The sequence below is a fragment of the Alteraurantiacibacter aestuarii genome (assembly GCF_009827405.1).
GTDB classification, from domain to species: domain Bacteria; phylum Pseudomonadota; class Alphaproteobacteria; order Sphingomonadales; family Sphingomonadaceae; genus Alteraurantiacibacter; species Alteraurantiacibacter aestuarii.
In genome coordinates, this window is sequence record NZ_WTYY01000002.1 from 84,664 (window position 1) to 106,989 (window position 22,326).

Consider the following 22,326-nt stretch of genomic DNA (forward strand, 5'->3'; position numbering starts at 1 on the left):
TCAACGCGCCCCTATCAACGCGCCAAAATCAACGCGGCGGTATTACCCCGTGGCGGGCGTAGAATTCCGCCAGTTGCGGCAACATGCGCAGGGCAGTGGTGATATCGTTCGATCCATCCTCGTCCCCCGCAGTCAGACGCACGACCCCCCGCAGATACATTGACGGCGCCAGACCCGGCGCCACTTCCAGCGCTGCGTCCAGATCATCTATCGCCTGTTGCAGATCGCCCAGTCGAAAGCGCACCAGCGCCCGGCTATCCAGCGCAGGCGCGGAATTGCTCGAGCGCTCGACAGCGCGGGTGCACTGGTCCACCGCATCGTCCAGAGCGACGTTGAACAGGCCGCGATACCAGCAATCGGCATTGAGCGCGGTACCATTGGTGGGCTTGTCCGCCACCTCATCCGCGATCAGCGACAGGCCGCTTTCAACATCGCCATCAAGCCCGGATACGGTTGCCATCACGTCTGTCAGGCTCAGCCGGTCCTCTTCGCCCACGGGCAGGAATTCGAGCAGTTCGTTGGCCTCTGCGGTGTGGCCATCATAGGCCATCATCCGCGCGAGCGAGAAGGCCGTGCCATTTTGCGGATCGAGGTCATAGGCGGCCTGAAGGTCGGCAATCGCCTCCTCGCGCCGCCCCAGCGCTTCCAGCACGGAACTGCGGTTGTGCAAGGCCCACGCAGAGGGTGTTTCCTCCACCAGCAGGTCAAAATCGGCCAGCGCCTGTTCGAATTCATAGATATTCATCAGGAACATCGCGCGCGCTTGCAGCGGGCCGTAATCATCCTTGTCGGCAAAATCGATGGCAGCTTCATATGCAGCCAGGATCGGCGCGGCGCGGCGGCGGCGCTCCTCTTCAGAAAGGTCCCAGCGCCAGGTCACCTGAGTGGGCGTGGCGAGCGAGACGATATCGCTTTCCAGCCGCCTGGCCGCGCGCTTGGCCGCGCCCAGTTCGGAGGCGGGGATTTCTCCCAGGGCGAGGAAATTCTCCGCCTGCACATGCAGCACACCGTCTTCGATCCGGGCATCGCGGGTGATCCGCAGATTGCCAAAACCGCTATCCATCTGCGCATCGCCGGTCAGCGAATAGCCTGCGCCGCCATCGGGCAGCGTGAGGTTGGTTTCAAACCGCTGGCGGCCCGGACCCGGCGTGGCAACGGGAATTTCACGCCAGCTTGGCCGGGCACGGTCGGGGTTGAAGCCGGAAGGATCAATGCCCGAAGTAACGTCCATTTCCATGCGTCCGTCGCGCCATTCGAACAAGGTCGAGGCGACGCCTTCCAGATGCACGGTGCCGATGGCCTTCTCGGCATCATAGGTCACATCGATGGCGGATATGCGCACGCCCTCCAGCCCGTTGCCGGGTCCAAAGCGCGCTGCCAGCTGGCGAAGAACTTCAGGACTGTCGGCATCGACAATTGCCCGCAAGGGCACGCCGCCGGGACCGAAAATGCGCATGTCGCCGGTGAACAGCACGGGGAAATCGGCACCGGCGGAATGATCCACATTCATGGTCATGATCATTTGCGGACTGGCCAGATCGCGCTGCTCCATCGGCATCAGGCCAGAGCCGCCTTCGCGCAGCGGCAGGGCGTAGAAGAACGGCGGCACGTCGGCGATATTGGCCAGACGCGTGGCGGCGCTGGTCCCGTCGAGCCAGTAATCCGTGCCATTCAGCTCCGCATGCACAATCATGTGGTTGAAGGCCGCGGGCAGCGGCAGCAGTTCAGGAATGGCATCGCCGCCCTGCGTGGTGACCAGCACCACTTCCGACGTAATGCCCATTTCGCGCAGCAGCGACAGCAGCAGCACGGATTTGGCCTTGCAGTCGCCGTAGCGCTTTTCCCAGGTATCCTCGGCCGCCTGCGGCAGGTAATTGCCGCCGTCCAGCCCATCAAGAAGATAGCTCACTTCGTCCTGCACCAGCCGCACGGCCAGCGCCATGCGCTCCAAAGGATCGCTTGTGCGGGCCATGATATCGGCGGCCTGCCGTGCCACGGCGGAGCCGGGTTCAAGGCGGGCTGCCTCCTCGAAATGCGGGGTCATCACCGCGGACAGGTCCTGCCAGCTGGCAAAACTGCCCACGCGCAACACTTCGGGCCGGCGATAGCGGGTGGGCGCATCGCGCGGCACGGGATCGCGCTGAGACAGCGGAAGGTCTATATCAAGAACGAGGTAGTCGCCGCGCTCGAAAGGCTCACCCAGATTGATGCGGTCCTCTGCGCGGAAATAGATATCTTCGTCCTTGGGCCAGCTGACGATGGCGCGGGCCATGCCCACCTGCCACGGCGCGGAGGGCAGGAACTGGGTGACCTGCACGTCCTCTCCCAACGCCTGATCGTCAGTGGTGATGGTGTAGGCAATGCGCAGCACATCGCCTTCGCGCAGGCCCGGCACCGCCAGCGTGGCAGTCAGCGCGCCATCGAGCAGACGCTGTTCCAGCCCCTGTTCGCGCCGCAGCACATCGAAGGTCACACCCTGCCCCACCAGATCGAGCACCGTGCCATCGCGGTGAATCTCCAGCCGGTGAATGGTGATATCGCCCTTGTCGGGCATCCACTGGAAAGTCAGCGTGCCCTGCTGCATCAGCGCCTGCGGATTCTCTATGCGCACCGCATGATCGGTATAGGCATGGACCACCCCGCCCTCGATCCGGTGCTGCCAGTCATACAGCAGTTCCGGAGGGCCGTTTTCTTCCAGCGCCATGTCGAAATCAGCCTGATCCACCCAGTCGGGGACATCGCCGTAAAGCACTTCGTCGCCAGCATAAGCAGGCGCGGCCATGATCACGGCCGAACAGAACAGGGCGGCGCGCAGACTTTTCATCAACAAATCCTCAATCGCCGCAGCAACGGCTGGTTTTGCAAGAGACTATAGCACAAGCACAATTATGCAATCGGAGCTGCAGCGCGGGAAATCACCGGTGCGCCCCCTTGCCATCGGGCCGCGCGCGTCCTAGCCGCGCGGCTTACCCCATTTGCGCAAGAGAGATATCCATGGTCCCCCGTTATGCCCGCCCTGCCATGACCGCGATCTGGGATCCGGAGGCGAAGTATCGCATCTGGTTCGAGATCGAGGCCCACGCCACTCAGAAACTGGGTGAGCTGGGCGTGGTCCCCGAAAGCGGGCCAAAGGCGCTGTGGGACTGGTGGAACACCAATCCCAAGGTCGACGTGGAAGCGATCGATGCCAAGGAAGCCATCCTCAAGCATGACGTTATCGCCTTTCTTGACTGGGTGGCAGAACAGGTCGGCCCCGAAGCGCGCTTCATGCATCAGGGCATGACCAGTTCGGACGTGCTCGACACCACTCTGGCGGTGCAGCTGGTGCGCGCCACCGATCTGCTGCTGGAAGACATGGACGCGCTGCTGGCCGCCATCAAGCGCCGCGCGCTGGAGCATAAATACACCCCCACCATCGGCCGCAGCCACGGCATTCATGCGGAGCCGACCACTTTCGGCCTCAAGCTGGCGCAGGCCTATGTCGAGTTCGAACGCGGCAGGAAGCGTCTGGTCGCAGCGCGTGAGGAGATCGCCACCTGCGCCATTTCCGGCGCGGTCGGCACCTTCGCCAATATCGATCCCAGCGTTGAGGAATATGTCGCCGAGAAGCTGGGGCTGGCGGTGGAGCCGGTCTCCACCCAGGTAATCCCGCGGGACAGGCATGCGGCATATTTCGCCACGCTGGCGGTAGTCGCCAGCTCGATTGAGCGGGTAGCGGTGGAAATCCGCCACCTGCAGCGCACCGAAGTGCTGGAGGCGGAGGAATATTTTGCGCCCGGCCAGAAGGGCAGCTCGGCCATGCCGCACAAGCGCAATCCGATCCTGACCGAAAACCTTACCGGACAGGCGCGCATGATCCGCGCCTACGCCCTGCCCGCGATGGAAAACGTGGCGCTTTGGCATGAGCGGGATATCTCCCACTCCTCGGTCGAGCGGTTCATCGGCCCCGACGCCACCATCACGCTGGACTTCGCTCTCGCCCGCCTGACAGGCGTGATCGACAAGCTGCTGATCTATCCCGAACGGATGCAGAAGAACCTCGATAAGATGGGCGGGCTGGTCCATTCGCAGCGCGTGCTGCTGGCGCTGACGCAGGCGGGTATCACCCGCGACAACGCCTATCGCCTGGTTCAGCGCAATGCGATGAAGGTGTGGGAATCGGATGGCGCTCTGTCGCTGCTGGAACTGCTCAAGGCCGATCCTGAAGTGGCCGCCGCGATGAGCGAGCAGGAGCTGGAGGAGAAGTTCAACCTCGATTACCACTTCAAGCATGTGGATACGGTGTTTACCCGCGTGTTTGGCTAAGCGGCTTCACAAGGCCGGACTTCACAAGGGGAAACATTGCCCCTAGCATCGCCGAAGAGGTATTGAGGAGGAGAGAGCCATGCAAATCGTACGCACAGTCATATGGGTGCTGCTGCTGGTTGCATTGATGGTGTTTTCCTATGCCAACTGGCAGCCGATATCGGTGCGGATCTGGGATAACCTGCTGATCGATACGGTGCTGCCGGCCATCGTGGTGGTCTCCTTCGTGATCGGCTTCCTGCCGATGTGGCTGTATCACCGCGCCGGGAAATGGCAGCTCAAGCGCCGCATCGCCGCGCTGGAAAGCGCCGCGCGCACCGCCGCTGCCACGCCCATCGTGCAGCCGGTGGTGGACGAGGAGCCGACACCGCTTTCGGCAGACAGCGATACGCGCGACACCACGCCGGGCATGCCGCCGATATGAGCAACCCGGTCTATCTGGCGCTCGACCTGCCGCAGCTCGATGCGGCAAAGGCCCTGGCCGAGAAGGTCAAGGGCCACGTCGGCGGCCTGAAACTGGGGCTGGAGTTCTTCTGCGCCCACGGTGCGCATGGCGTGCATGAAATTGCCCACGTCGGCCTGCCGATCTTCCTCGACCTGAAACTGCATGACATCCCCAACACCGTGGCCGGCGCGATGCAGGCGCTGCACGTGCTGGAACCCGCCATCGTCACCGTTCATGCCGGCGGCGGGCGGGCGATGATGGAAGATGCCAAGGCCGCTGCGGGCGAAAACTGCAAGGTTGTGGGCGTGACCATGCTCACCAGCATGGATGAGCGCGATCTGCTGCGCACCGGCGTATCGGGCACTCCGCATGACCATGTGATGCGGCTGGCAGAGCTGGCACAGGATTCGGGCCTCGATGGGATCGTGTGTTCCGGGCAGGAAGTGAAAGCGGTGCACAAGCAGTGGAAGAACGGCTTTTTCGTCGTCCCCGGCCTGCGCCCCGCAGGATCCGCGGTGGGCGACCAGAAGCGCGTCGTCACCCCGCGCGCCGCACGCGATGATGGTGCATCGGTGCTGGTCATCGGCCGCCCGATCAGCCGCGCGGAAGATCCCGCACAGGCCGCAAGGGATATTGAGGCGACGCTGTAAGCGCGCCCATGGCCGACCACGCCACGCCCAACCTGCCCGCGCGCGATTTCCTCAAGGCAGAGCGATTTTATGCCAAACTGGGCTTTCGCGCATCCTTCCGCTCCGGCCACTGGCTGATCCTGAAGAATGGCGGCGTGAGCATGGAATTCTTCCCCTGGCCCGATCTCGACCCGGCAGAAAATTCACATGGTTGCTGCATCCGGCTGGATGATCTGCACGCGATGGTAGCGCAGGCCAGCGCCGCCGGGGTTCCCGAAGCGCGTACCGGCATACCGCGCCTCGTCCCGCCGCAGCGCGATATCAGCGGGCTGACCATCGCCTATCTGGTCGATCCGGACGGAAACCTGCTGCGGCTGGTGCAGAACCCGCCGGAGAAGGGGCCGGAGAAGTGATTGCCGTCCCCTCGTCACCCTGAACTTGTTTCAGGGTCCATTTGACGGCAAGGAAGCGCATCCCATGTAAGGCGCAGCTTTTCATGCCCGGTGGATGCTGAAACGAGTTCGGCATGACGCGATCGGGATCAACCGGATTTTGTATGCAAGACACTTTGATCAAGATTTGCGGCCTATCCAGCCGGGAGAGCATCGATGCCGCCGCTGCTGCGGGCGCAACGCATGTGGGCTTTGTCCATTATGAACCCAGCCCGCGCCATCTCTCGCTTGCCGATGCCCGCGCGCTGAGTGAAACCGTGCCCGATCCGCTGCTGACGGTGCTGCTGCTGGTGAGCATGGGTCCCGACGAAACCGCCCGCGCGATTGATGCCGTGCAACCCGATGTTGTGCAGCTCCACGGCGCGGAAACGCCCGAATGGTGCGCCGCGCTGAAACAGGCGCTGCCGATCGAGATATGGAAGGCCGTGGGGGTCAGGGACCAGGCCGGTATGGAGCACGCCCAGCGCTATGTCGGCGCGGTCGACCGCATTTTGTACGATGCCCCCGCTGGCGCGCTGCCGGGCGGCAATGGGCTGGCGCTGGACTGGTCGCTGCTGTCAGGCTTCACGCACAATGCGCCGTGGGGCCTTGCGGGCGGTCTGACTCCTGCCAATGTGGCCGATGCAATCAGGCAGACCAAAGCCCCCCTTGTGGATACCTCCAGCGGCGTGGAAAGCGCGCCCGGCATCAAGGATATCGACAAGATACGGGCCTTCTGCCAAGCGGCCCGAAACGGCTGAACCGAAAGCCAGAGTGGAAACATGACCGAACAACAGCCCAACTCCTTCCGCAACCAGCCTGACGAGCGCGGCCATTTCGGCCAGTTCGGCGGTCGCTATGTGGCCGAAACGCTGATGCCGCTCGTGCTCGATCTGGAGCGTGAGTATAAGGCCGCCAAGGCAGACCCAGCCTTCAAGGCGCAGTTTGACGATCTGCTGGAGCATTACGTGGGTCGCCCAAGCCCGATGTATTATGCCGAGCGGCTGACCGAGGAACTGCGCAAGGACGCTCCGGCAGGAAAAGGCGCGCAAATCTGGTTCAAGCGCGATGAGCTGAACCACACCGGCGCGCACAAGATCAACAATTGCATCGGGCAGATCCTGCTCGCCATGCGCATGGGCAAGACGCGCATCATTGCCGAGACCGGCGCGGGCCAGCACGGCGTGGCCACCGCCACCGTGTGCGCGCGCTTTGGCCTGCCCTGCGTGATCTACATGGGCGCGACCGACGTTGCCCGCCAGCAGCCCAATGTGTTCCGCATGAAGCTGCTGGGCGCAGAAGTCGTCCCCGTCACCAGCGGCGCGGCCACGCTGAAGGATGCGATGAACGAAGGCCTGCGCGACTGGGTCGCCAATGTGCATGACACGTTCTACATCATCGGCACCGCCGCCGGCCCGCATCCCTATCCTGAACTGGTGCGCGATTTTCAGAGCGTGATCGGCACCGAAGCGCGCGCGCAACTGCTCGCCCGCACTGGCCGCCTGCCCGATCTGCTGGTGGCAGCCATCGGCGGCGGCAGCAACGCCATCGGCCTGTTCCATCCCTTCCTGGATGATCCGGATGTGAAAATGCTTGGCGTGGAAGCGGCAGGACATGGGCTGGACAAGGAACACGCAGCCAGCCTCGCAGGCGGCTTCCCCGGCATCCTGCACGGCAACAAGACCTATCTGCTGCAGGACGAGGACGGCCAGATTACCGAAGCGCATTCAATCAGCGCCGGTCTCGATTACCCCGGCATCGGCCCCGAACATGCATGGCTGAAGGAAACGGGCCGCGTGGATTATACGGCGGTCACCGACACCGAGGCTCTGGACGCCTTCCAGCTGCTGTGCCGCACCGAAGGCATCATCCCCGCGCTGGAACCCAGCCACGCGATTGCTGCTGTGGCGAAGGTTGCGCCGACCATGGACCGCGACGCGATCATCTGCGCCAACCTTTGCGGACGCGGCGACAAGGACATCTTCACCGTGGCGGAAGCTCTGGGGACGCAAATATGAACCTCATTCGTCATTCCGGCGAAGGCCGGAATCCATCCTTCTATCCTGCGCTGCTGGCCCAATGGGTCCCGGCCTTCGCCGGGATGACGAGAGTAAAATGACCCGCTTCCAGACCGCCTTCTCACCCACCCGCTCCGCGCTCGTCTGCTTTATCACGGCTGGCGACGGCGACACTGCGGCCAATCTTGACGCGCTGGTCGAAGGCGGCGCCGATGTGATCGAGCTGGGCATGCCGTTTACCGATCCGATGGCCGATGGTCCGGCAATCCAGGCGGCGAATCTTCGCTCGCTGGCGGCTGGCACCAAGACCAAAGACATTTTCGCCATCGCCACCGCATTTCGCGCGCGGCATCCGAATGTACCGCTCGTGCTGATGGGTTATGCCAATCCGATGGTACGGCGCGGGCCGGAATGGTTCGCGGTTGAGGCCGAGAAGGCGGGCGTGGACGGGGTGATCTGCGTCGACCTCGCGCCGGAGGAAGACCCCGATCTGGGGCCGAACCTGCGCGCGCATGGCATTTCGCCTATCCGCCTTGCCACCCCGACGACTGATGCCAGGCGGCTGCCCACCGTGCTCGATGGCTCGTCAGGGTTCCTCTATTACGTCTCCGTCGCCGGGATCACCGGCAAACAGCAGGCCGCGCTCGCTTCGATTGAGGAAAACGTGGCCCGCATCAAGCAATCGAGCGACCTGCCCATCGTGGTCGGCTTTGGCGTGCGCACACCCGAACAGGCCGAGCAGATCGCCCGCGTGGCAGACGGCGTCGTGGTCGGCTCTGCCTTCGTGGAAATCGTCGGCAAATACGGCAATGACGCACCCGAATACCTGCGCGAATATACGGCGAGCCTTGCCAAGGCAGTGCATAATGCGCGAGAGACAGCCGCATGAGCTGGATTTCCCGTGTACGCAATGCGCTGCCCTTTGGGTCCAAGCGCGAAACGCCTGACAATCTGTGGGTCAAATGCCCGCGTTGCCAGGAGATGTTGTTCGCCAAGGAATATGAGGCGAACCTGTCCGTCTGTCCGCGTTGCGAGCATCACGGGCGGATCGGCGCCGATGCACGTCTGGAGCAATTGCTGGACGCCGGGTTCGAACTTCTGCCCGCCCCGGTTGTGGCCGAAGACCCGCTGAAATTCCGCGATACCAAGCGCTATACGGACAGGCTGAAAGCCGCCCGCGCCGCCAATCCGCATCCCGATGCCTTCACCGCTGCCGTGGGCACGATTGAAGGCAACAAGGCCGTGGTGGGCGTGCAGGATTTCATGTTCATGGGCGGATCGATGGGTATGGCGGTGGGCAATGCCTTCTGCGCCGCAGCCCAGCGCGCTCTGGACGAAAAATGCGGCTATATCGCCGTTACCGCCGCTGGCGGGGCGCGCATGCAGGAGGGCATCTTGTCCCTGATGCAGATGCCGCGCGCCACGGTGATGACGCGCCGCCTGAAGGAAGCCGGCCTGCCCTATATCGTGGTACTGGCCGATCCCACCACCGGCGGCGTTACCGCATCCTATGCCATGCTGGGCGATGTCCAAATTGCCGAACCCGGCGCATTGATCGGCTTTGCCGGACAGCGGGTGATTCAGGAAACCATTCGCGAGAAACTTCCCGAAGGCTTCCAGCGCGCCGAATATCTGCACAAGCACGGCATGGTGGACATGGTGGTGAAGCGTGCCGACCTGCGCCCCACGCTGGCCCGCCTGCTCGATTATCTGAGCGGCGCCAAGGCCGCCTGATTCCAGGACACGCAGCAGCATGAAGGACTTCGCCTCTTCCGGGGACCCCGAGGTTCAGGCGCAGCTTGATCGCCTGTCCGCCCTGTCTTTGCCGCAGGGCCGCATCGGGCTGGAGGTGATCCACGAAATTCTGAACCGGCTGGGCAATCCGGAGCGTGACCTGCCGCCGGTGTTCCACGTTGCCGGGACCAATGGCAAAGGCTCCACCTGCGCCTTTTTGCGCGCCATGCTGGAGGCGCAAGGGCTGACAGTCCATGTCGCCACCAAGCCGCATCTGGTGCGCTATAACGAGCGGATTCGCGTTGCCGGTTCGCTGATCTCCGATGATCTTCTGGCACAGTTGCTCAAGGAAGTTCTCGATATTTCCGAGGACCTTGGCCCCAGCTTCTTTGAAGTGACCACAGCGGCCACACTGCTCGCCTTCGCGCGCATTCCGGCCGATGCCTGCGTGATCGAGGTTGGCCTTGGCGGCCGGTTCGATGCCACCAATGTGATGGTCAGGCCCGCCGCATGCGGCATCTCGTCTCTCGGCGTCGATCATCACCAGTTCCTGCTGAACGAAGACCCGAGCGCCCCTTCTCCCGGCAATCCCGAAGTGCGCATCGCCTTCGAGAAAGTGGGCATTGTCCGCGCCGGATCACCGATGGTGACGCAGAATTACCGCGCCGACATGGAAGCCATGATCGCCCAGCGCTGCACGCAAGAAGGTGCGCCGCTGTTCATGCGCGGCAAGGCGTGGTTTGCCGATGTGAGCGCGGACGGCATTGCCTATCGTGACGCGCAAGGCGAACTGTCCCTGCCCCTGCCGCAAATGCCCGGCAGCCATCAGGGCGATAATGCCGCGCTGGCCGTGGCCATGCTACGCCATCAGGACGCGGTGACGGTTTCAACCGAGGCGATGGCGAGCGGAATCCGTTCCACCGTGTGGCCCGCGCGATTGCAGCTTCTGGCCGATGGCCCGCTGACGCAGCTTCTGCCCGGTGCGACTTTCCTGCTGGACGGCGGTCACAATCCCAATGCCGCGCTGGCAATGGCGAAATATCTCGAAACGCAGGCGCAAAAGCCGGTGCATGCGATCATCGGCATGCTCAGCGCCAAGGATGCGCGCACCACGCTGACGACCATCGCGCCGCATCTGGCCAGCCTGACCGCCATTCCCATCGACGGCAGCGAATATCATCCGCTGGAGGATCTGGCAGCAATCGCCCGCGATGCCGGCGTGGCCGAAACCACCACCGCACCCAGCCTGGAAGACGCAGTCCGCGCCCTCGCCCCGCATGCGCAGGACGGCGGCACGATACTGATCGCGGGATCGCTCTATCTGGCGGGGCAGGTGCTCAAGGCCAACGGCGAAGTGCCAAACTGATCAGCTCCGGACTGATCAGCTAGGGATCGGCCCGCGCGTCGCCCTCACCCACTTCACCCGCCGTGCCCATTGCGGCATCGACCAGCCCCGTCCGCATCATCCACCAGAACAGCACGATGCCCGGCAGCGCTGCGACGGTGGTGAGGACGTAGAAATTGAAATAGCCGATCCCCTCTATCAGCGCGCCCGCCGTGGTGCCGGTGAGAAAACGCCCGACCACGCTCGCGCCCGCTGAAATCAGCGCATATTGCGCGGCGGTGAAGCGCAGGTCGCACAGTGCAGAGAAGTATGCGACGACCACTACGCCGCCATAACCGCTGGCGAAATTCTCGAACCCGATGGCGCCCGCCATGCCCAGATTGCTCTTCCCCGAAGCGGCGAGGAAGGCGAAGCTGAGGTTGGAAACTGCCATCAGCACCAGCGAGATCAGCACCGATTTCTTCAGGCCAAGGCGGGCATAGATGATGCCGCCCACAAACACGCCGATGATCAGCGCCCAGAAGCCCACGCCCACATCGTACAGTGCGATTTCGTCATTGGTGTAGCCCATGTCATCGAACAGCAGGCGGAAGGTGAGGTTGGCCAGCGTGTCCCCGATCTTGTGAACAAGGATGAACAGCAACACCATCATGGCTCCGCTGCGCTGGAAGAATTCGGCGAATGGCCCGGAAACGGACTTCCACATCTCGGCCAGACCCTTGCGGGCTATTTCCACCTTGCGGCGCGGCGGTTCGCCCAGGATCAGCGCCGTCAGCATCGCTGGCAGCGCAAACACCGCGCAGGCAATATAGGCAATGGACCAGCCATATCGCGCCGCCATCACCAGCGCCAGGGCAGCCGCAGCGCCTGCACCGATACGCCAGCCATACTGGCTCATCCCCGAACCCGTGCCCAGCTGGTAGGGCTTGAGCGTCTCGATCCGGTAGGCATCGATAACAATATCGAAAGTCGCGCCCGCAATGCCGACCATCACCGCGCTGGTGGCGGTCCACACAATGTCTGCGCCGGGATCCGCCAGCGCCAGATTGACGACGGCGGCGATGACGAAACAGCCAGCGACCAGCATCCACGAAACGCGCTGCCCCAGCCTGCCAAGCACCGGAATGCGCACGCCATCGACGACCCAGGCCCACAGGAATTTCAGATTATAGACCAGAAATGCCAGGCTGAAGGCGGTGACCGTGCTCTTTTCGATGCCGTCCTGCGCCAGCCTTGTGGTCAGCGTGGCGGCGATCATGGCGAAGGGAAAGCCGGATGAGACACCCAGGAAAAAGGCCGCCAGCGACTCCTTTTCGAAATAGGGAGCCACCGATTGCCAGATACTGCGCCGGCCCCCTGCGGTGTGTGCTTCAGCCATCCAATGTCCCTCGTCCCAAATAATGGTCAACCGGAAGTCTATGAACCAATACCTATTGGGGTCCAATGCCGGTCAGTGGTAGAAGGGAGTTGTTAGAGGATAGCTGAAGGCGAGCCAACGGAGTCTCGCAATGTTGAACAAAATGATCTGTGCATTGGTCAGTCATTCGATCAACCGCAACCGGGTGTGGCATGATGGCCTTGATTTCCGGACCAAATGTGCGCGATGCGGCAGGCCGCTTGTGCGTACGGAACATGGCTGGCGACAATTCAGTGATCAGGAAGATGAGGATTCGCGGCGTCAGCCGCATCCGGAACACTGATTCGCCGAGCAGCCCAATGGCAACGCCAGTCTGTGCCTGCCTCTCGCAGGTGCTGATGATTGTTGCGCCCGAGGCTCCCAGCCCCTAGCTGCGGGGCATGTCACCACCCGACCATAAGAACAGCGACGATCTCCCCCCGCGCAGCGGCGACCGGATCGCCAAATTGCTCGCCCGCGCAGGCATTGCCAGCCGCCGAGAGGTGGAGCGGATGATTGAGGCGGGCCGCATCAAGATCAATGGCGAGGTGCTGACCACGCCCGCCACCGTGCTGACCAGCCTTGCCGGTGTGACCGTGGATGACCAGCCGGTGGGCAAGGCAGAGCGCACGCGCCTGTTCCGCTTTCACAAGCCGCCCGGCCTGCTGACTGCGGAGCGCGATTTTTCCGGTCGCCCGACGATCTATTCCGCGCTGCGCAATTGCCTGCCCGCCGATGCCCCGCGGCTGATGCCGGTGGGACGGCTCGATCTCAATACCGAAGGCCTGTTGATGCTGACCAATGACGGGGAGCTGAAGCGGGCGATGGAATTGCCGTCCAGCCAGATAGAACGGACTTACCGCGCGCGCACCTTTGGCGATATCAGCCAGGCGCAGCTGGAGGAACTGATCCACGGCATCACCATCGAAGGCGTGCGCTATGGCAAGATCGACGCCAATCTGGAGCGGCGGACAGGCCGCAACCAGTGGGTCGAGATGACGCTGACCGAAGGCAAGAACCGCGAAGTGCGCCGTGTGCTGGAGCATCTGGGCCTCAAGGTCTCACGCCTGATCCGCACCGCCTATGGACCCTTCCAGCTGGGCGATCTGCCGCGCGGGCGTGCCGATGAAGTCATGAAGCATGAGCTGCAACCGTTCGAAAGCTCGCTGAAAAAGGGCGGCCATCTGTGAGGATCATCGCTGGCGAATGGAAGAGGCGGCCCGTGCGCACGCCTGCCGGTGACGTCACCCGCCCTACCGCAGACCGCGTGCGCGAAACGCTGTTTTCCATGCTCGCCAGCCGTCTTGGCTCTTTCGAGGAGCTGAAAGTAGCCGACCTGTTCGCCGGGTCGGGCGCGCTGGGGCTGGAGGCGCTTTCCCGGGGCGCAGCGCATTGCCTGTTCGTGGAACAGGATGCCGCCGCCATCCGCTCTCTGAGAGAAAATATCGCCGCCTTTCGCGCGCAGCCGCGCTGTGACGTGCGCGCCGCATCGGTGATGACACTGGGCAAAGCTCCGGCTCCGCTCGACCTGATCATGCTCGATCCGCCCTATGGCACGGGCGCGGGACAGGTCGCGCTAGACAAACTGGGCCGCCTTGGCTGGATTGGCCCTGCCACGTGGATATCGCTGGAAACAGAGCGCGATGAGGAGCTGAAACTGCGCGGCCTCTCGCTCGAGGCCGAGCGAAAGGTGGGCAAGGCCAAATTGTCGCTGCTGCGGCTGGATGAAAGCGAAGACTGACTGCGGCAGCCTTGCGCGCCGCGTTCATGTTCCCTAACTGTTCACAAGTGAACACCGCCCCTCTTCCGACCTCCGGCCTCACCGCCGGACAGGTTCCAGAATGGCTGGCGCGGCTTAACGATCCGCAGCGCGAAGCCGTGCTGACGACGGAGGGGCCGGTGCTGATGCTGGCAGGTGCAGGCACGGGCAAGACCGCCGCGCTGACGCACCGCATGGCGCATCTGATCCGCGAGCGGATGGCATGGCCCAGTGAAATCCTGTGCGTCACCTTCACCAACAAGGCCGCGCGCGAAATGCGCCACCGCGTGGGCCAGCTGATCGGCGATGCGGTGGAAGGCATGCCGTTCCTTGGCACCTTCCATTCAATCTGCGCCAAGATGCTGCGCCGCCATGCCGAACTGGCGGGGCTGCAAAGCAATTACACCATCATCGATACGGACGATCAGCTGCGCCTGATCAAGCAGCTGATCCGCGATCAGGATCTGGATGAAAAGCGCTGGCCGCCCAAGCAGCTGGCGGGCCTGATCGACGGGTGGAAGAACCGCGGGCTCAACCCCGGTGAGCTGGAGCCTATCGACAATGAGGCCTATGCCAATGGCAAGGGCCAGCAGATGTATGCGCTGTACCAGGCACGGCTCAAAGCGCTCAACGCCTGCGATTTTGGCGATCTGCTGCTGCACATGCTCAACATATTTCGCCAGCATCGCGATATTCTGGAGCAGTACCAGACGCGCTTCAAATATGTGCTGGTGGACGAATATCAGGATACCAACGCGGTCCAGTACCTGTGGCTGCGGCTGATCGCCCAGAATCGCAAGAACATCTGCGTGGTGGGTGACGATGACCAGTCGATCTATTCCTGGCGCGGCGCGGAAGTGGCCAACATCCTGCGGTTTGAAAAGGATTTTCCCGGCGCGAAAGTGATCCGGCTGGAGCAGAATTATCGCTCCACTCCGCAGATCCTGGCAGCTGCATCGGGGCTGATTGCGGCCAATTCGCAGCGCCTCGGCAAGACGCTGTGGACACAGATCAATGCTGGCGAAAAAGTCCGCGTGATCGGCGTGTGGGACGCACCAGAAGAAGCGCGCCGCGTGGGCGAGGAGATCGAACGGCTGGAAAGCGAAGGTGCCGACCTTGAACAGGTGGCAATCCTGGTGCGAGCGCAATATCAGACGCGCGAGTTTGAGGACCGCTTCATCCAGATCGGCCTCAATTACCGCATCATCGGCGGCTTCCGCTTCTATGAACGCGCCGAAATCCGCGATGCCCTCGCCTATCTGCGGGTGATCGCGCAACCGGCGGACGATCTGGCTTTCGAGCGGATCTATAACCAGCCCAAGCGCGGCCTGGGGGCAAAGGCGCTGGAGAAGATGTACCAGCACGCCCGCCGCCGCCAGATGCCGCTGGCCGCCGCCGCGCTGGAACTGGCCGACAGCGATGAACTGGCCGCCCGCGCGCGGCGGACGATTGCCGATCTGATGGGGGATTTCCTGCGCTGGCGCGAACTGTCCGAACAGGTCACCCCGTCGGAATTGCTGCGCACGGTGCTGGAGGAGAGCGGCTATGACGATATGCTCAAGGCCGATCGCTCGGCAGAGAGCGCAGGTCGCTCCGAAAACCTGACCGAACTGGCGCGCGCGATGGAGGAGTATGAAACGCTCGGCGATTTCCTCGAACATGTGTCGCTGGTGATGGACAATGAAGCCGCCAGCGATGGCGAGAAGATCACCATCATGACCATGCACGGCGCCAAGGGGCTGGAATTCAACCACGTGTTCCTGCCCGGCTGGGAAGAAGGCGTGTTCCCCAGCCAGCGCTCGCTCGACGAAGGCGGGCTGGCATCGCTGGAGGAAGAGCGCCGCCTGGCCTATGTCGCCATCACCCGCGCACGGCGGCGCTGCACCATATTGCATGCCGCCAACCGGCGCATTTACGGCCAGTGGACCAGCTCCATCCCCAGCCGCTTCGTGGAAGAACTGCCCGAGGATACGGTGGAGGTGGAAACCACGCTGACCGGCGGCGCCAGCATGTGGCGCGCCAACTGGAGCGAGAGCGAAGACCCCTTCGCCCACGTCTCCACCAGCCGCCCCGAGCGCTCGCAGCAGCGCGGCCCGGGCTGGCAAAGGGCGCTCGCTACAGGATATGACAACAAGCCAAAGCGCCTGGCCGAACCCGGCCGCAGCGCCGCCAGCTTCGCCGCCAAGCCGCGCAGCGATGTCGCCATCGGCGCGCGCGTGTTCCACGACAAGTTCGGCTATGGCACGGTCATGGGCCAGGACGGCAACAAGCTGGAAATCGAGTTCGAGAAATCGGGCACCAAGCGCGTGATCGACAGCTTTGTGCAGACCGCCGATTGAGCCGCTGATCGCACCGGGTTGCGGCGCCGTTGCAGCCCGGTTGCGGACACAATATCTTCGGCTTGCCGGATTTCCAGTTCAGGTGTATTACTCACCCAATACACCTGAAAGGACTCTGTTTCATGATTGCCAGGCTTTGTGCGTTGCTGCTCGCGATGGGAACCATGACCGCAAGCCACGCAACCGCTACCGCGCAAGATCAGACGGCCCCGGAACCTCAGGTGATGTTGCTTGGGACCTACCACCTCGCCAGCAGTAATCGCGACCTCATCAACCTGCCTGTCGAGGACGTTCTCGTCCCAGAGCGACAACAGGAAATTGAGCGTCTGGTTGACGGGCTTGCACGGTGGCAGCCCACGCGCGTGGCCATCGAATGGGAGCGTTCCGATCAGGCAGGTCTGGACCGGCGCTATGCAGATTATCTGGCGGGCGACCTGGATGTTAGCGCGAATGAACGCGATCAGATCGCCTTTCGTCTCGCCAGAAAGCTAGGCTTCACAAAGATTTATGCGCTCGACTGGAACGGACAGGCTCCGGGCGATCCAGCGGAATATGATTTCATCGATTGGGCCGAACGCAACGGCCAGAGCGACCGGTTCGATGCATTTGTCACCAATGGGCAGGCGCAAGCCGACCAGACTGCATCAGCCATGAGCGCACAGACGGTTGGCGAATGGTATTATGATCTGAACGGACCGGCAGCGCGCCTGCGGCAACATGAACCGTATTTCGAGATGGCCGCCATTGGCTCCAACGATGACAATCCCGGCGCTGCCTGGGTGGGCACGTGGTACGCACGCAACTTGCGTATCTTCAACAATCTGCGTGAAACGCTGGGGCCAGGCGAGCGGGTCTTCGTGCTCTACGGCGCCGGACATGTTTACCTGCTTGAGCAGTTCCTGCGCGAAAGCGGCGCGGCGGCCTCTGTCGATCCGCGCCCGTATATTCAACGCCAGTAATCGGCACGGCGACGGTCGGCATCCCGCCGACAGCCCACCGCCCCATCGCGGCGGCTCCATGTGACCCTTGGCTCCCTCACACGCAGGCGCGTGTGCCGGGGGCCAGCGTCACGTTTCGCTAGCGGGTCCGAATCAATCGAAGCCGAAGTTCAGAAAGCTGGGCTTGGGGCCGTTCCATTCGCCTGCATCGCCCTTTTCGCCTTCGTCGGCGGACTTGCGAGGCTTGCGGGCGGGCTTTTCAGCGCGGGGCTTTTCCTCACGCGGAGCAGCTTCGCGGGGAGCAGCCTCACGGGGCTTGTCTTCCCGAGCGCGTTCCGGGCGGGCCTGCCTTGCGCGCGGCTCATCCTGAGCGGCTTCTTCCTCGCGCGGGGCAGCTTCAGCCCTGGGTTCGTCCGCCTTCTTGCGGCGCGAACGCCTGGGCTTCTCGTCCCGCTCGCTATCACGGCCAGAATCGCGAGCTGAGTCACGGCCAGAATCGCGACCTGAGTCCTTCGCGGCCTTGGCCTTGGCTTCGATCTCGGCTTCCTTGACGCCTTCCTGGCGGCCTTCGTCGCGCTGGGGCGAGGTTGCGCTCCAGTCGAACGGAGGCACCTTGATGCCGGTCAGCTTCTCGACATTGGCCAGCGCCTCGGCGTCTTCCGGGGTAACCAGAGTGATCGCGCGGCCCTTGGCCCCGGCACGGCCGGTGCGGCCGATGCGGTGGACGTAATCGTCCGGGTGCCATGGCGTATCGTAATTGAACACGTGGCTCACGCCCTTGATGTCCAGTCCGCGTGCGGCAACGTCTGATGCGACGAGGATGTTGACTTCGCCCGACTTGAACAGGTCAAGCTCGGCAATGCGGCTGGACTGGTCCATGTCACCATGAATCTCGCCGCTGCGGAAACCAGCCTTGCGCAGTTCCTTGTTCAGCTCACGCACGGTCGTCTTGCGGTTGGCGAAGATGATCGCGGTGGAGACATTGTCCACTTCCAGCAGATACTTCAGCGCCTGCTTCTTCTTGCGCGGGCTGATTTCCACCTTGAACTGGGCGATATTGACGTTGGCCGTGGCTGCGCGGGCAACCTCGATCGACTTGGGATTGGTCAGGAACCTGTCCGCCAGCTTCTTGATCGGCGGCGGCATGGTGGCACTGAACAGCAGCGTCTGGCGCTGGGCGGGAAGTTTTTCGCAGATGAATTCGATATCGGGGATGAAGCCCATGTCGAGCATGCGGTCAGCTTCATCGATCACCAGCAGGTCGCAGCCGGTCAGCAGGATCTTGCCGCGTTCGAACAGGTCCATCAGGCGGCCCGGCGTGGCGATCAGCACGTCAACGCCCTCGTCCAGTTCCTTCAGCTGCGTGCCCATCTGCACACCACCGATAAGCAGCGCCATGTTGAGGTTGTGGTTCTTGCCGTATTTCTCGAAATTCTCGGCAACCTGCATCGCCAGTTCGCGCGTCGGCTCCAGAATCAGGCTGCGCGGCATGCGCGCACGGCGCCGGCCATTGGCGAGAATGTCGATCATCGGCAGCACGAAGCTGGCGGTCTTGCCCGTACCCGTTTGCGCGATGGCAATCAGGTCGCGCATCATCTGCACCTGCGGGATTGCTTCCGCCTGGATCGGGGTCGGCTCGGTATAACCGGCGTCTTCCACGGCTTTGAGCAATTCGTCGGAAAGGCCGAGATCGGCAAACTTCATATGTATCGCAATGTCCGGATCAATGGCCTGCCACTGGGGTCGCAGGCGAATGGAGGTGGGCAAACGGCCCAACCTTAACTGCTGCGCCCTATGCAGCAACAGGGGAAAAAGTCAAGAAATGCGGCCTGACGCGGCAGGCGCAGCACGCTTTAATCGCCAGCAGCGACAATCCGTGTCAATCCGGCAACTTCGCAGGAGGCCCCGGCGCGCGATTGCAGGCGGTCACGGCCGATGCACAGGCGGCCATCGTCGCTGCGCTCGACATAGAAACCGGAATAGAAGGCGCGCGCGGTGCAGCTGTCCTCCAGCGCTGCCGCCAGCACGTGCCGGTTGCGCATGAACAGCAGCAGGCGGTTGTCCTGCGTGGCGGTTACTCCGGCAATATCGTCAATCTCGACGCAGTCATCATGCGCCACTTCCTCGAACGCGTCTTGCGAGGCGCGGCGCGGCAAGGTTGCCAGCATCCTCTCGCGCGTATCGGGCGTGCTGGGAGAGATGCGGATGATCACCCGCTGGCGAATGCGCATCTGTTCAAGATCGTCGGTATGGCGGGCATTCTGCAACACCCGCAGCGGCGGAGTGGCGATGCCCTGCAGGCCCAGTTCAGGCCGCTGGCGTTCTGGCTGCGCGCTCAGATTCACCTCTGCCGATTGCGCGCGCAGAGGTGCCTCTGCGGCCAGGGCAGGCAGCAGCAGGACCGGTGCGACGAGAAGAAAGGCGAGACGTTTGTTCAAGCTTTTGCTCTGGTGCAGGCGCTTGATGCGGCCTGCTTTCCCGTCCCCAATACCAGCTGACATTGAATAGTGGCTTAACCTGCAGTTTGCCCTTTGCAAGCTTGTGGCTGCGCTGGCATGAGCGGCGCCATGAGCAAGAGACCCGAATTTTGCGATGCCGCGCGCCAGTTGCTGGGCGAGCGCGGCTTCACGCAGGACCCCGAACTGGTCGATCCGTGGCTGACGGACTGGCGCGGACGCTACACCGGCCGCGCGCTGGGCATGGCCTCGCCCGCCACCACGCAGGAAGTTTCCGCACTGGTGAAACTGTGCGCGGCGCATGGCGTGCCGCTGGTCCCGCAAGGGGGCAACAGCGGCATGTCCGGCGGTGCCACGCCCGATGACAGCGGCGATGCGCTGGTAATTTCACTGCGGCGGATGAACCGCATCACCAGGCTGGACGAGGATGCCCGCGAGGTCACCTGCGAGGCGGGCGTGATCCTGCAAACGCTGCATGAGGCGGCAGAGGCTGTGGGCCTGCGCTTCCCGCTGACTTTGGGCGGAAAGGGCTCTGCCACCATCGGCGGGCTGATTTCCACCAATGCCGGGGGCACGCAGGTGCTGCGCCACGGCTCCATGCGCGCGCAGGTGCTGGGCATAGAGGCGGTGATGGCGGACGGGTCGGTGTTCGATTCGCTGGTTCCGCTGAAGAAGGACAATCGCGGATTCGACCTCAAGCAATTACTGATCGGTTCCGAAGGCACTCTGGGCGTGATCACCGGCGCCACTTTGCGGCTGCTGCCTGCACTGGCTGACCGCGCCGTGCTGTGGGCGGGGCTTGATGACATTCGCGCTGCCCGGCGGCTGCTGGTGCACACGCAAAAACAGGCGGGCGATGCGCTGGAAGGGTTCGAAGTGATGCCGCGCCACAGCCTGGACGCCGTGCTGGCGCACAAGCCCGGAGCGCGCGCTCCGCTGCAGCAGGCGCATGAATGGCACGCGCTGATTGAACTCGCCGCCGATGCCTCTGACGTCGATACGCTGCATGACCGGGCGCAGGCGCTGCTGGAAAGCGCGTTCGAGGCCGGGCTGGTCGAGGATGCGACCATCGCCATGAATGAGACGCAAGCGGAGGAATTCTGGACCTTGCGCGATGAAATTGCCCCAGCAGAGCGTGCGCTTGGCCCGGCGATGCAACACGATATCTCCGTCCCAGTGGCGCAGATGGCCGAATTCGTGGCGGAAACCGTGCCGCAGGTCGAGGCGCACTTTCCCGGCGTGCGCGCGGTTGCCTTTGGCCATCTGGGCGATGGCAATGTGCATTACCATGTGCTGGCGCCCGCCGGCGCGGTTCCGGGAGAATGGGAAGCCAGCCAGGGCAAGGACATCAGCGCCTATGTGCATGACCTGGTGACCCGCTGGGGCGGATCGATCAGCGCCGAACATGGCATCGGGCAATTGAAGCGCGATGAGCTGGGCAGGCTGGGTGATCCGGTGCAGCTGGCGATCATGCGGCAGGTGAAACAGGCGCTCGATCCCCGCGGCCTGCTCAATCCGGGCAAGCTCGTGCCGCTTGCACGAGAGGCGCACAGCCACTAAAGCCCGCGCGCATCAAACTGGTGTATCGCTGCGGGAGGGGCTCGCTACCGATTGCGCCAGACAGGAAAATCCAGATTCGGAGAGAATGAAATGGCCACCGCGCCGAAGCAAGGTTTGCCCGTCCTTTACAAGGACCTCGTCCCGCTCAACAGCGCAGATCATGGTAGCTGGAAGTCCATCAGCGTGGACAAGGCCCCGTGGGTCGCCAAGCAGCATGCCATTCCGCTGACGGTGGAGGAATTCCCGCAGGCACAGCGCGATTTCCCGATCGTGTTTTCCGCTGGTGACAATCCCGTGCCGCTGGCGCTGATGGGCCTGAATGACGGCGTGAACGTGTTTTTCGATGACGACGGCTCGCCGCTCGACACCTCCGCCTATATGCCGGCCTATATCCGCCGCTATCCGTTCCTGCTGGCAAAGCTGGACCGCGATACCACCAATCTTTCGCTGTGCTTCGATCCGACCAGCGGCCTGCTGGGCGAATTCGAAGAAGGTCGCCCGATGTTCGAGGCGGACAAGCAGCCTACGCAGCACACCACCGAACTGTTGCAGTTCTGCGAGAAGTTCGAGGAAGCGGGTGCCAAGACCCAGCTGTTCATGGAAGAAATCCAGAAGGCCGGCCTGCTGATGGACGGCGAAGTTGCCATCAACCGCAATGACAACCCCGGCCAGCCGTACATCTATCGCGGCTTCCAGATGATCAATCAGGAAAAGCTGCGTGAATTGCGCGGTGACCAGCTGCGCAAGTGGAACGAAAACGGCCTGCTGCCGCTGATCCACGCCCATCTGTTCTCACTCGACCTGATGCGCTTCATTTTTTCCAAGCAGTCTGCACAGGGCAAGGGTCCCTCGCTCCCCGCCGGGACCGCTGCCGCCGCCAATTGAGGCCAGCGCGCCTGACAGGTGAAAAAATCTGGAAGGGGTCGGCATGTCCGGCCCCTTCTGCACTTGAAAGGCCCTGAACCGCACTT

Annotated in this window: 19 protein-coding genes; 15 read left to right on the forward strand and 4 right to left on the reverse strand. The window is 63.1% G+C overall.

The window, feature by feature from the left end; genetic code table 11:
- Positions 1-28 precede the first annotated feature (28 nt).
- On the reverse strand, positions 29-2,824 hold the full coding sequence (locus GRI32_RS03030) for a DUF3857 domain-containing protein (RefSeq protein WP_160589669.1): 2,796 nt from the start codon (positions 2,822-2,824) through the stop codon (positions 29-31).
- Between the two features lie 170 nt (positions 2,825-2,994).
- Here GRI32_RS03030 and purB point away from each other — a divergent pair, with 170 nt between their 5' ends.
- The 9 genes from purB (at position 2,995) to GRI32_RS03075 (ending at position 10,928) form a co-directional block, all read left to right on the forward strand.
- Complete coding sequence (gene purB / locus GRI32_RS03035) at positions 2,995-4,305, forward strand: adenylosuccinate lyase (protein ID WP_160589670.1); 1,311 nt, start codon at positions 2,995-2,997, stop codon at positions 4,303-4,305.
- 79 nt (positions 4,306-4,384) lie between these two features.
- On the forward strand, positions 4,385-4,729 hold the full coding sequence (locus tag GRI32_RS03040; RefSeq protein WP_160589671.1) for a LapA family protein: 345 nt from the start codon (positions 4,385-4,387) through the stop codon (positions 4,727-4,729).
- A complete protein-coding gene (pyrF, locus tag GRI32_RS03045; RefSeq protein ID WP_160589672.1) occupies positions 4,726-5,400 on the forward strand; it encodes an orotidine-5'-phosphate decarboxylase in 675 nt (224 codons plus the stop codon). Before GRI32_RS03040 ends, pyrF begins: the two co-directional genes overlap by 4 nt.
- Positions 5,401-5,408: 8 nt before the next feature.
- Entirely contained in the window at positions 5,409-5,792 is a 384-nt protein-coding gene (locus GRI32_RS03050) for a bleomycin resistance protein (protein ID WP_160589673.1), read from the forward strand.
- A gap of 143 nt (positions 5,793-5,935) precedes the next feature.
- Positions 5,936-6,571, forward strand: a complete 636-nt coding sequence (locus GRI32_RS03055; protein ID WP_160589674.1) for a phosphoribosylanthranilate isomerase — start codon at positions 5,936-5,938, stop codon at positions 6,569-6,571.
- A gap of 21 nt (positions 6,572-6,592) precedes the next feature.
- Entirely contained in the window at positions 6,593-7,828 is a 1,236-nt protein-coding gene (gene trpB, locus GRI32_RS03060) for a tryptophan synthase subunit beta (protein ID WP_160589675.1), read from the forward strand.
- A gap of 97 nt (positions 7,829-7,925) precedes the next feature.
- Positions 7,926-8,717: a tryptophan synthase subunit alpha gene (trpA, locus tag GRI32_RS03065; RefSeq protein ID WP_160589676.1), complete on the forward strand. Its 792-nt coding sequence runs from the start codon at positions 7,926-7,928 to the stop codon at positions 8,715-8,717.
- A complete protein-coding gene (gene accD, locus GRI32_RS03070; RefSeq protein WP_160589677.1) occupies positions 8,714-9,562 on the forward strand; it encodes an acetyl-CoA carboxylase, carboxyltransferase subunit beta in 849 nt (282 codons plus the stop codon). Before trpA ends, accD begins: the two co-directional genes overlap by 4 nt.
- A gap of 19 nt (positions 9,563-9,581) precedes the next feature.
- Positions 9,582-10,928, forward strand: a complete 1,347-nt coding sequence (locus tag GRI32_RS03075) for a bifunctional folylpolyglutamate synthase/dihydrofolate synthase (RefSeq protein WP_160589678.1) — start codon at positions 9,582-9,584, stop codon at positions 10,926-10,928.
- 19 nt (positions 10,929-10,947) lie between these two features.
- Here the strand turns inward: GRI32_RS03075 and GRI32_RS03080 are convergent, their stop codons facing one another.
- Entirely contained in the window at positions 10,948-12,285 is a 1,338-nt protein-coding gene (locus GRI32_RS03080) for an AmpG family muropeptide MFS transporter (protein WP_160589679.1), read from the reverse strand.
- 419 nt (positions 12,286-12,704) lie between these two features.
- On the opposite strand from GRI32_RS03080, the gene GRI32_RS03085 reads away from it, so the two are divergent.
- The 4 genes from GRI32_RS03085 (at position 12,705) to GRI32_RS03100 (ending at position 17,360) form a co-directional block, all read left to right on the forward strand.
- Positions 12,705-13,493: a pseudouridine synthase gene (locus GRI32_RS03085; RefSeq protein ID WP_160589680.1), complete on the forward strand. Its 789-nt coding sequence runs from the start codon at positions 12,705-12,707 to the stop codon at positions 13,491-13,493.
- Positions 13,490-14,044: a 16S rRNA (guanine(966)-N(2))-methyltransferase RsmD gene (gene rsmD, locus GRI32_RS03090; protein WP_160589681.1), complete on the forward strand. Its 555-nt coding sequence runs from the start codon at positions 13,490-13,492 to the stop codon at positions 14,042-14,044. Before GRI32_RS03085 ends, rsmD begins: the two co-directional genes overlap by 4 nt.
- Positions 14,045-14,091: 47 nt before the next feature.
- Complete coding sequence (locus GRI32_RS03095) at positions 14,092-16,401, forward strand: ATP-dependent helicase (protein WP_337190141.1); 2,310 nt, start codon at positions 14,092-14,094, stop codon at positions 16,399-16,401.
- 122 nt (positions 16,402-16,523) lie between these two features.
- On the forward strand, positions 16,524-17,360 hold the full coding sequence (locus GRI32_RS03100) for a DUF5694 domain-containing protein (protein WP_160589683.1): 837 nt from the start codon (positions 16,524-16,526) through the stop codon (positions 17,358-17,360).
- 132 nt (positions 17,361-17,492) lie between these two features.
- Here the strand turns inward: GRI32_RS03100 and GRI32_RS03105 are convergent, their stop codons facing one another.
- Complete coding sequence (locus tag GRI32_RS03105) at positions 17,493-19,043, reverse strand: DEAD/DEAH box helicase (protein ID WP_160589684.1); 1,551 nt, start codon at positions 19,041-19,043, stop codon at positions 17,493-17,495.
- Between the two features lie 149 nt (positions 19,044-19,192).
- Positions 19,193-19,777 (reverse strand): hypothetical protein, encoded by a 585-nt coding sequence (locus tag GRI32_RS03110; RefSeq protein WP_160589685.1) that lies wholly within the window; start codon positions 19,775-19,777, stop codon positions 19,193-19,195.
- Positions 19,778-19,906: 129 nt separating this feature from the next.
- Between GRI32_RS03110 and GRI32_RS03115 the strand changes: the two genes are divergently transcribed.
- Together GRI32_RS03115 and GRI32_RS03120 are read left to right on the forward strand one after the other, a co-directional pair.
- On the forward strand, positions 19,907-21,355 hold the full coding sequence (locus GRI32_RS03115; protein ID WP_237437359.1) for an FAD-binding oxidoreductase: 1,449 nt from the start codon (positions 19,907-19,909) through the stop codon (positions 21,353-21,355).
- A 90-nt stretch (positions 21,356-21,445) separates the two neighbouring features.
- The gene (locus GRI32_RS03120) at positions 21,446-22,240 is read left to right on the forward strand and encodes a SapC family protein (RefSeq protein ID WP_160589687.1); all 795 of its coding nucleotides are present in this window, start codon (positions 21,446-21,448) and stop codon (positions 22,238-22,240) included.
- The last annotated feature ends 86 nt before the right edge of the window (positions 22,241-22,326 follow it).

What these genes read in the sequence shown, in the direction of transcription:
- GRI32_RS03040 (WP_160589671.1), top strand. Translation starts at nt 4,385, where the DNA reads ATGCAAATCGTACGCACAGTCATATGGGTGCTGCTGCTGGTTGCATTG.
- trpA (WP_160589676.1), top strand. Translation starts at nt 7,926, where the DNA reads ATGACCCGCTTCCAGACCGCCTTCTCACCCACCCGCTCCGCGCTCGTC.
- GRI32_RS03055 (WP_160589674.1), top strand. Translation starts at nt 5,936, where the DNA reads ATGCAAGACACTTTGATCAAGATTTGCGGCCTATCCAGCCGGGAGAGC.
- GRI32_RS03030 (WP_160589669.1), bottom strand. Translation starts at nt 2,824, where the DNA reads ATGAAAAGTCTGCGCGCCGCCCTGTTCTGTTCGGCCGTGATCATGGCC.
- trpB (WP_160589675.1), top strand. Translation starts at nt 6,593, where the DNA reads ATGACCGAACAACAGCCCAACTCCTTCCGCAACCAGCCTGACGAGCGC.
- GRI32_RS03050 (WP_160589673.1), top strand. Translation starts at nt 5,409, where the DNA reads ATGGCCGACCACGCCACGCCCAACCTGCCCGCGCGCGATTTCCTCAAG.
- GRI32_RS03120 (WP_160589687.1), top strand. Translation starts at nt 21,446, where the DNA reads ATGGCCACCGCGCCGAAGCAAGGTTTGCCCGTCCTTTACAAGGACCTC.
- GRI32_RS03115 (WP_237437359.1), top strand. Translation starts at nt 19,907, where the DNA reads ATGAGCAAGAGACCCGAATTTTGCGATGCCGCGCGCCAGTTGCTGGGC.
- GRI32_RS03100 (WP_160589683.1), top strand. Translation starts at nt 16,524, where the DNA reads ATGATTGCCAGGCTTTGTGCGTTGCTGCTCGCGATGGGAACCATGACC.
- GRI32_RS03080 (WP_160589679.1), bottom strand. Translation starts at nt 12,285, where the DNA reads ATGGCTGAAGCACACACCGCAGGGGGCCGGCGCAGTATCTGGCAATCG.
- purB (WP_160589670.1), top strand. Translation starts at nt 2,995, where the DNA reads ATGGTCCCCCGTTATGCCCGCCCTGCCATGACCGCGATCTGGGATCCG.
- accD (WP_160589677.1), top strand. Translation starts at nt 8,714, where the DNA reads ATGAGCTGGATTTCCCGTGTACGCAATGCGCTGCCCTTTGGGTCCAAG.
- GRI32_RS03105 (WP_160589684.1), bottom strand. Translation starts at nt 19,043, where the DNA reads ATGAAGTTTGCCGATCTCGGCCTTTCCGACGAATTGCTCAAAGCCGTG.
- GRI32_RS03075 (WP_160589678.1), top strand. Translation starts at nt 9,582, where the DNA reads ATGAAGGACTTCGCCTCTTCCGGGGACCCCGAGGTTCAGGCGCAGCTT.
- pyrF (WP_160589672.1), top strand. Translation starts at nt 4,726, where the DNA reads ATGAGCAACCCGGTCTATCTGGCGCTCGACCTGCCGCAGCTCGATGCG.
- GRI32_RS03085 (WP_160589680.1), top strand. Translation starts at nt 12,705, where the DNA reads ATGTCACCACCCGACCATAAGAACAGCGACGATCTCCCCCCGCGCAGC.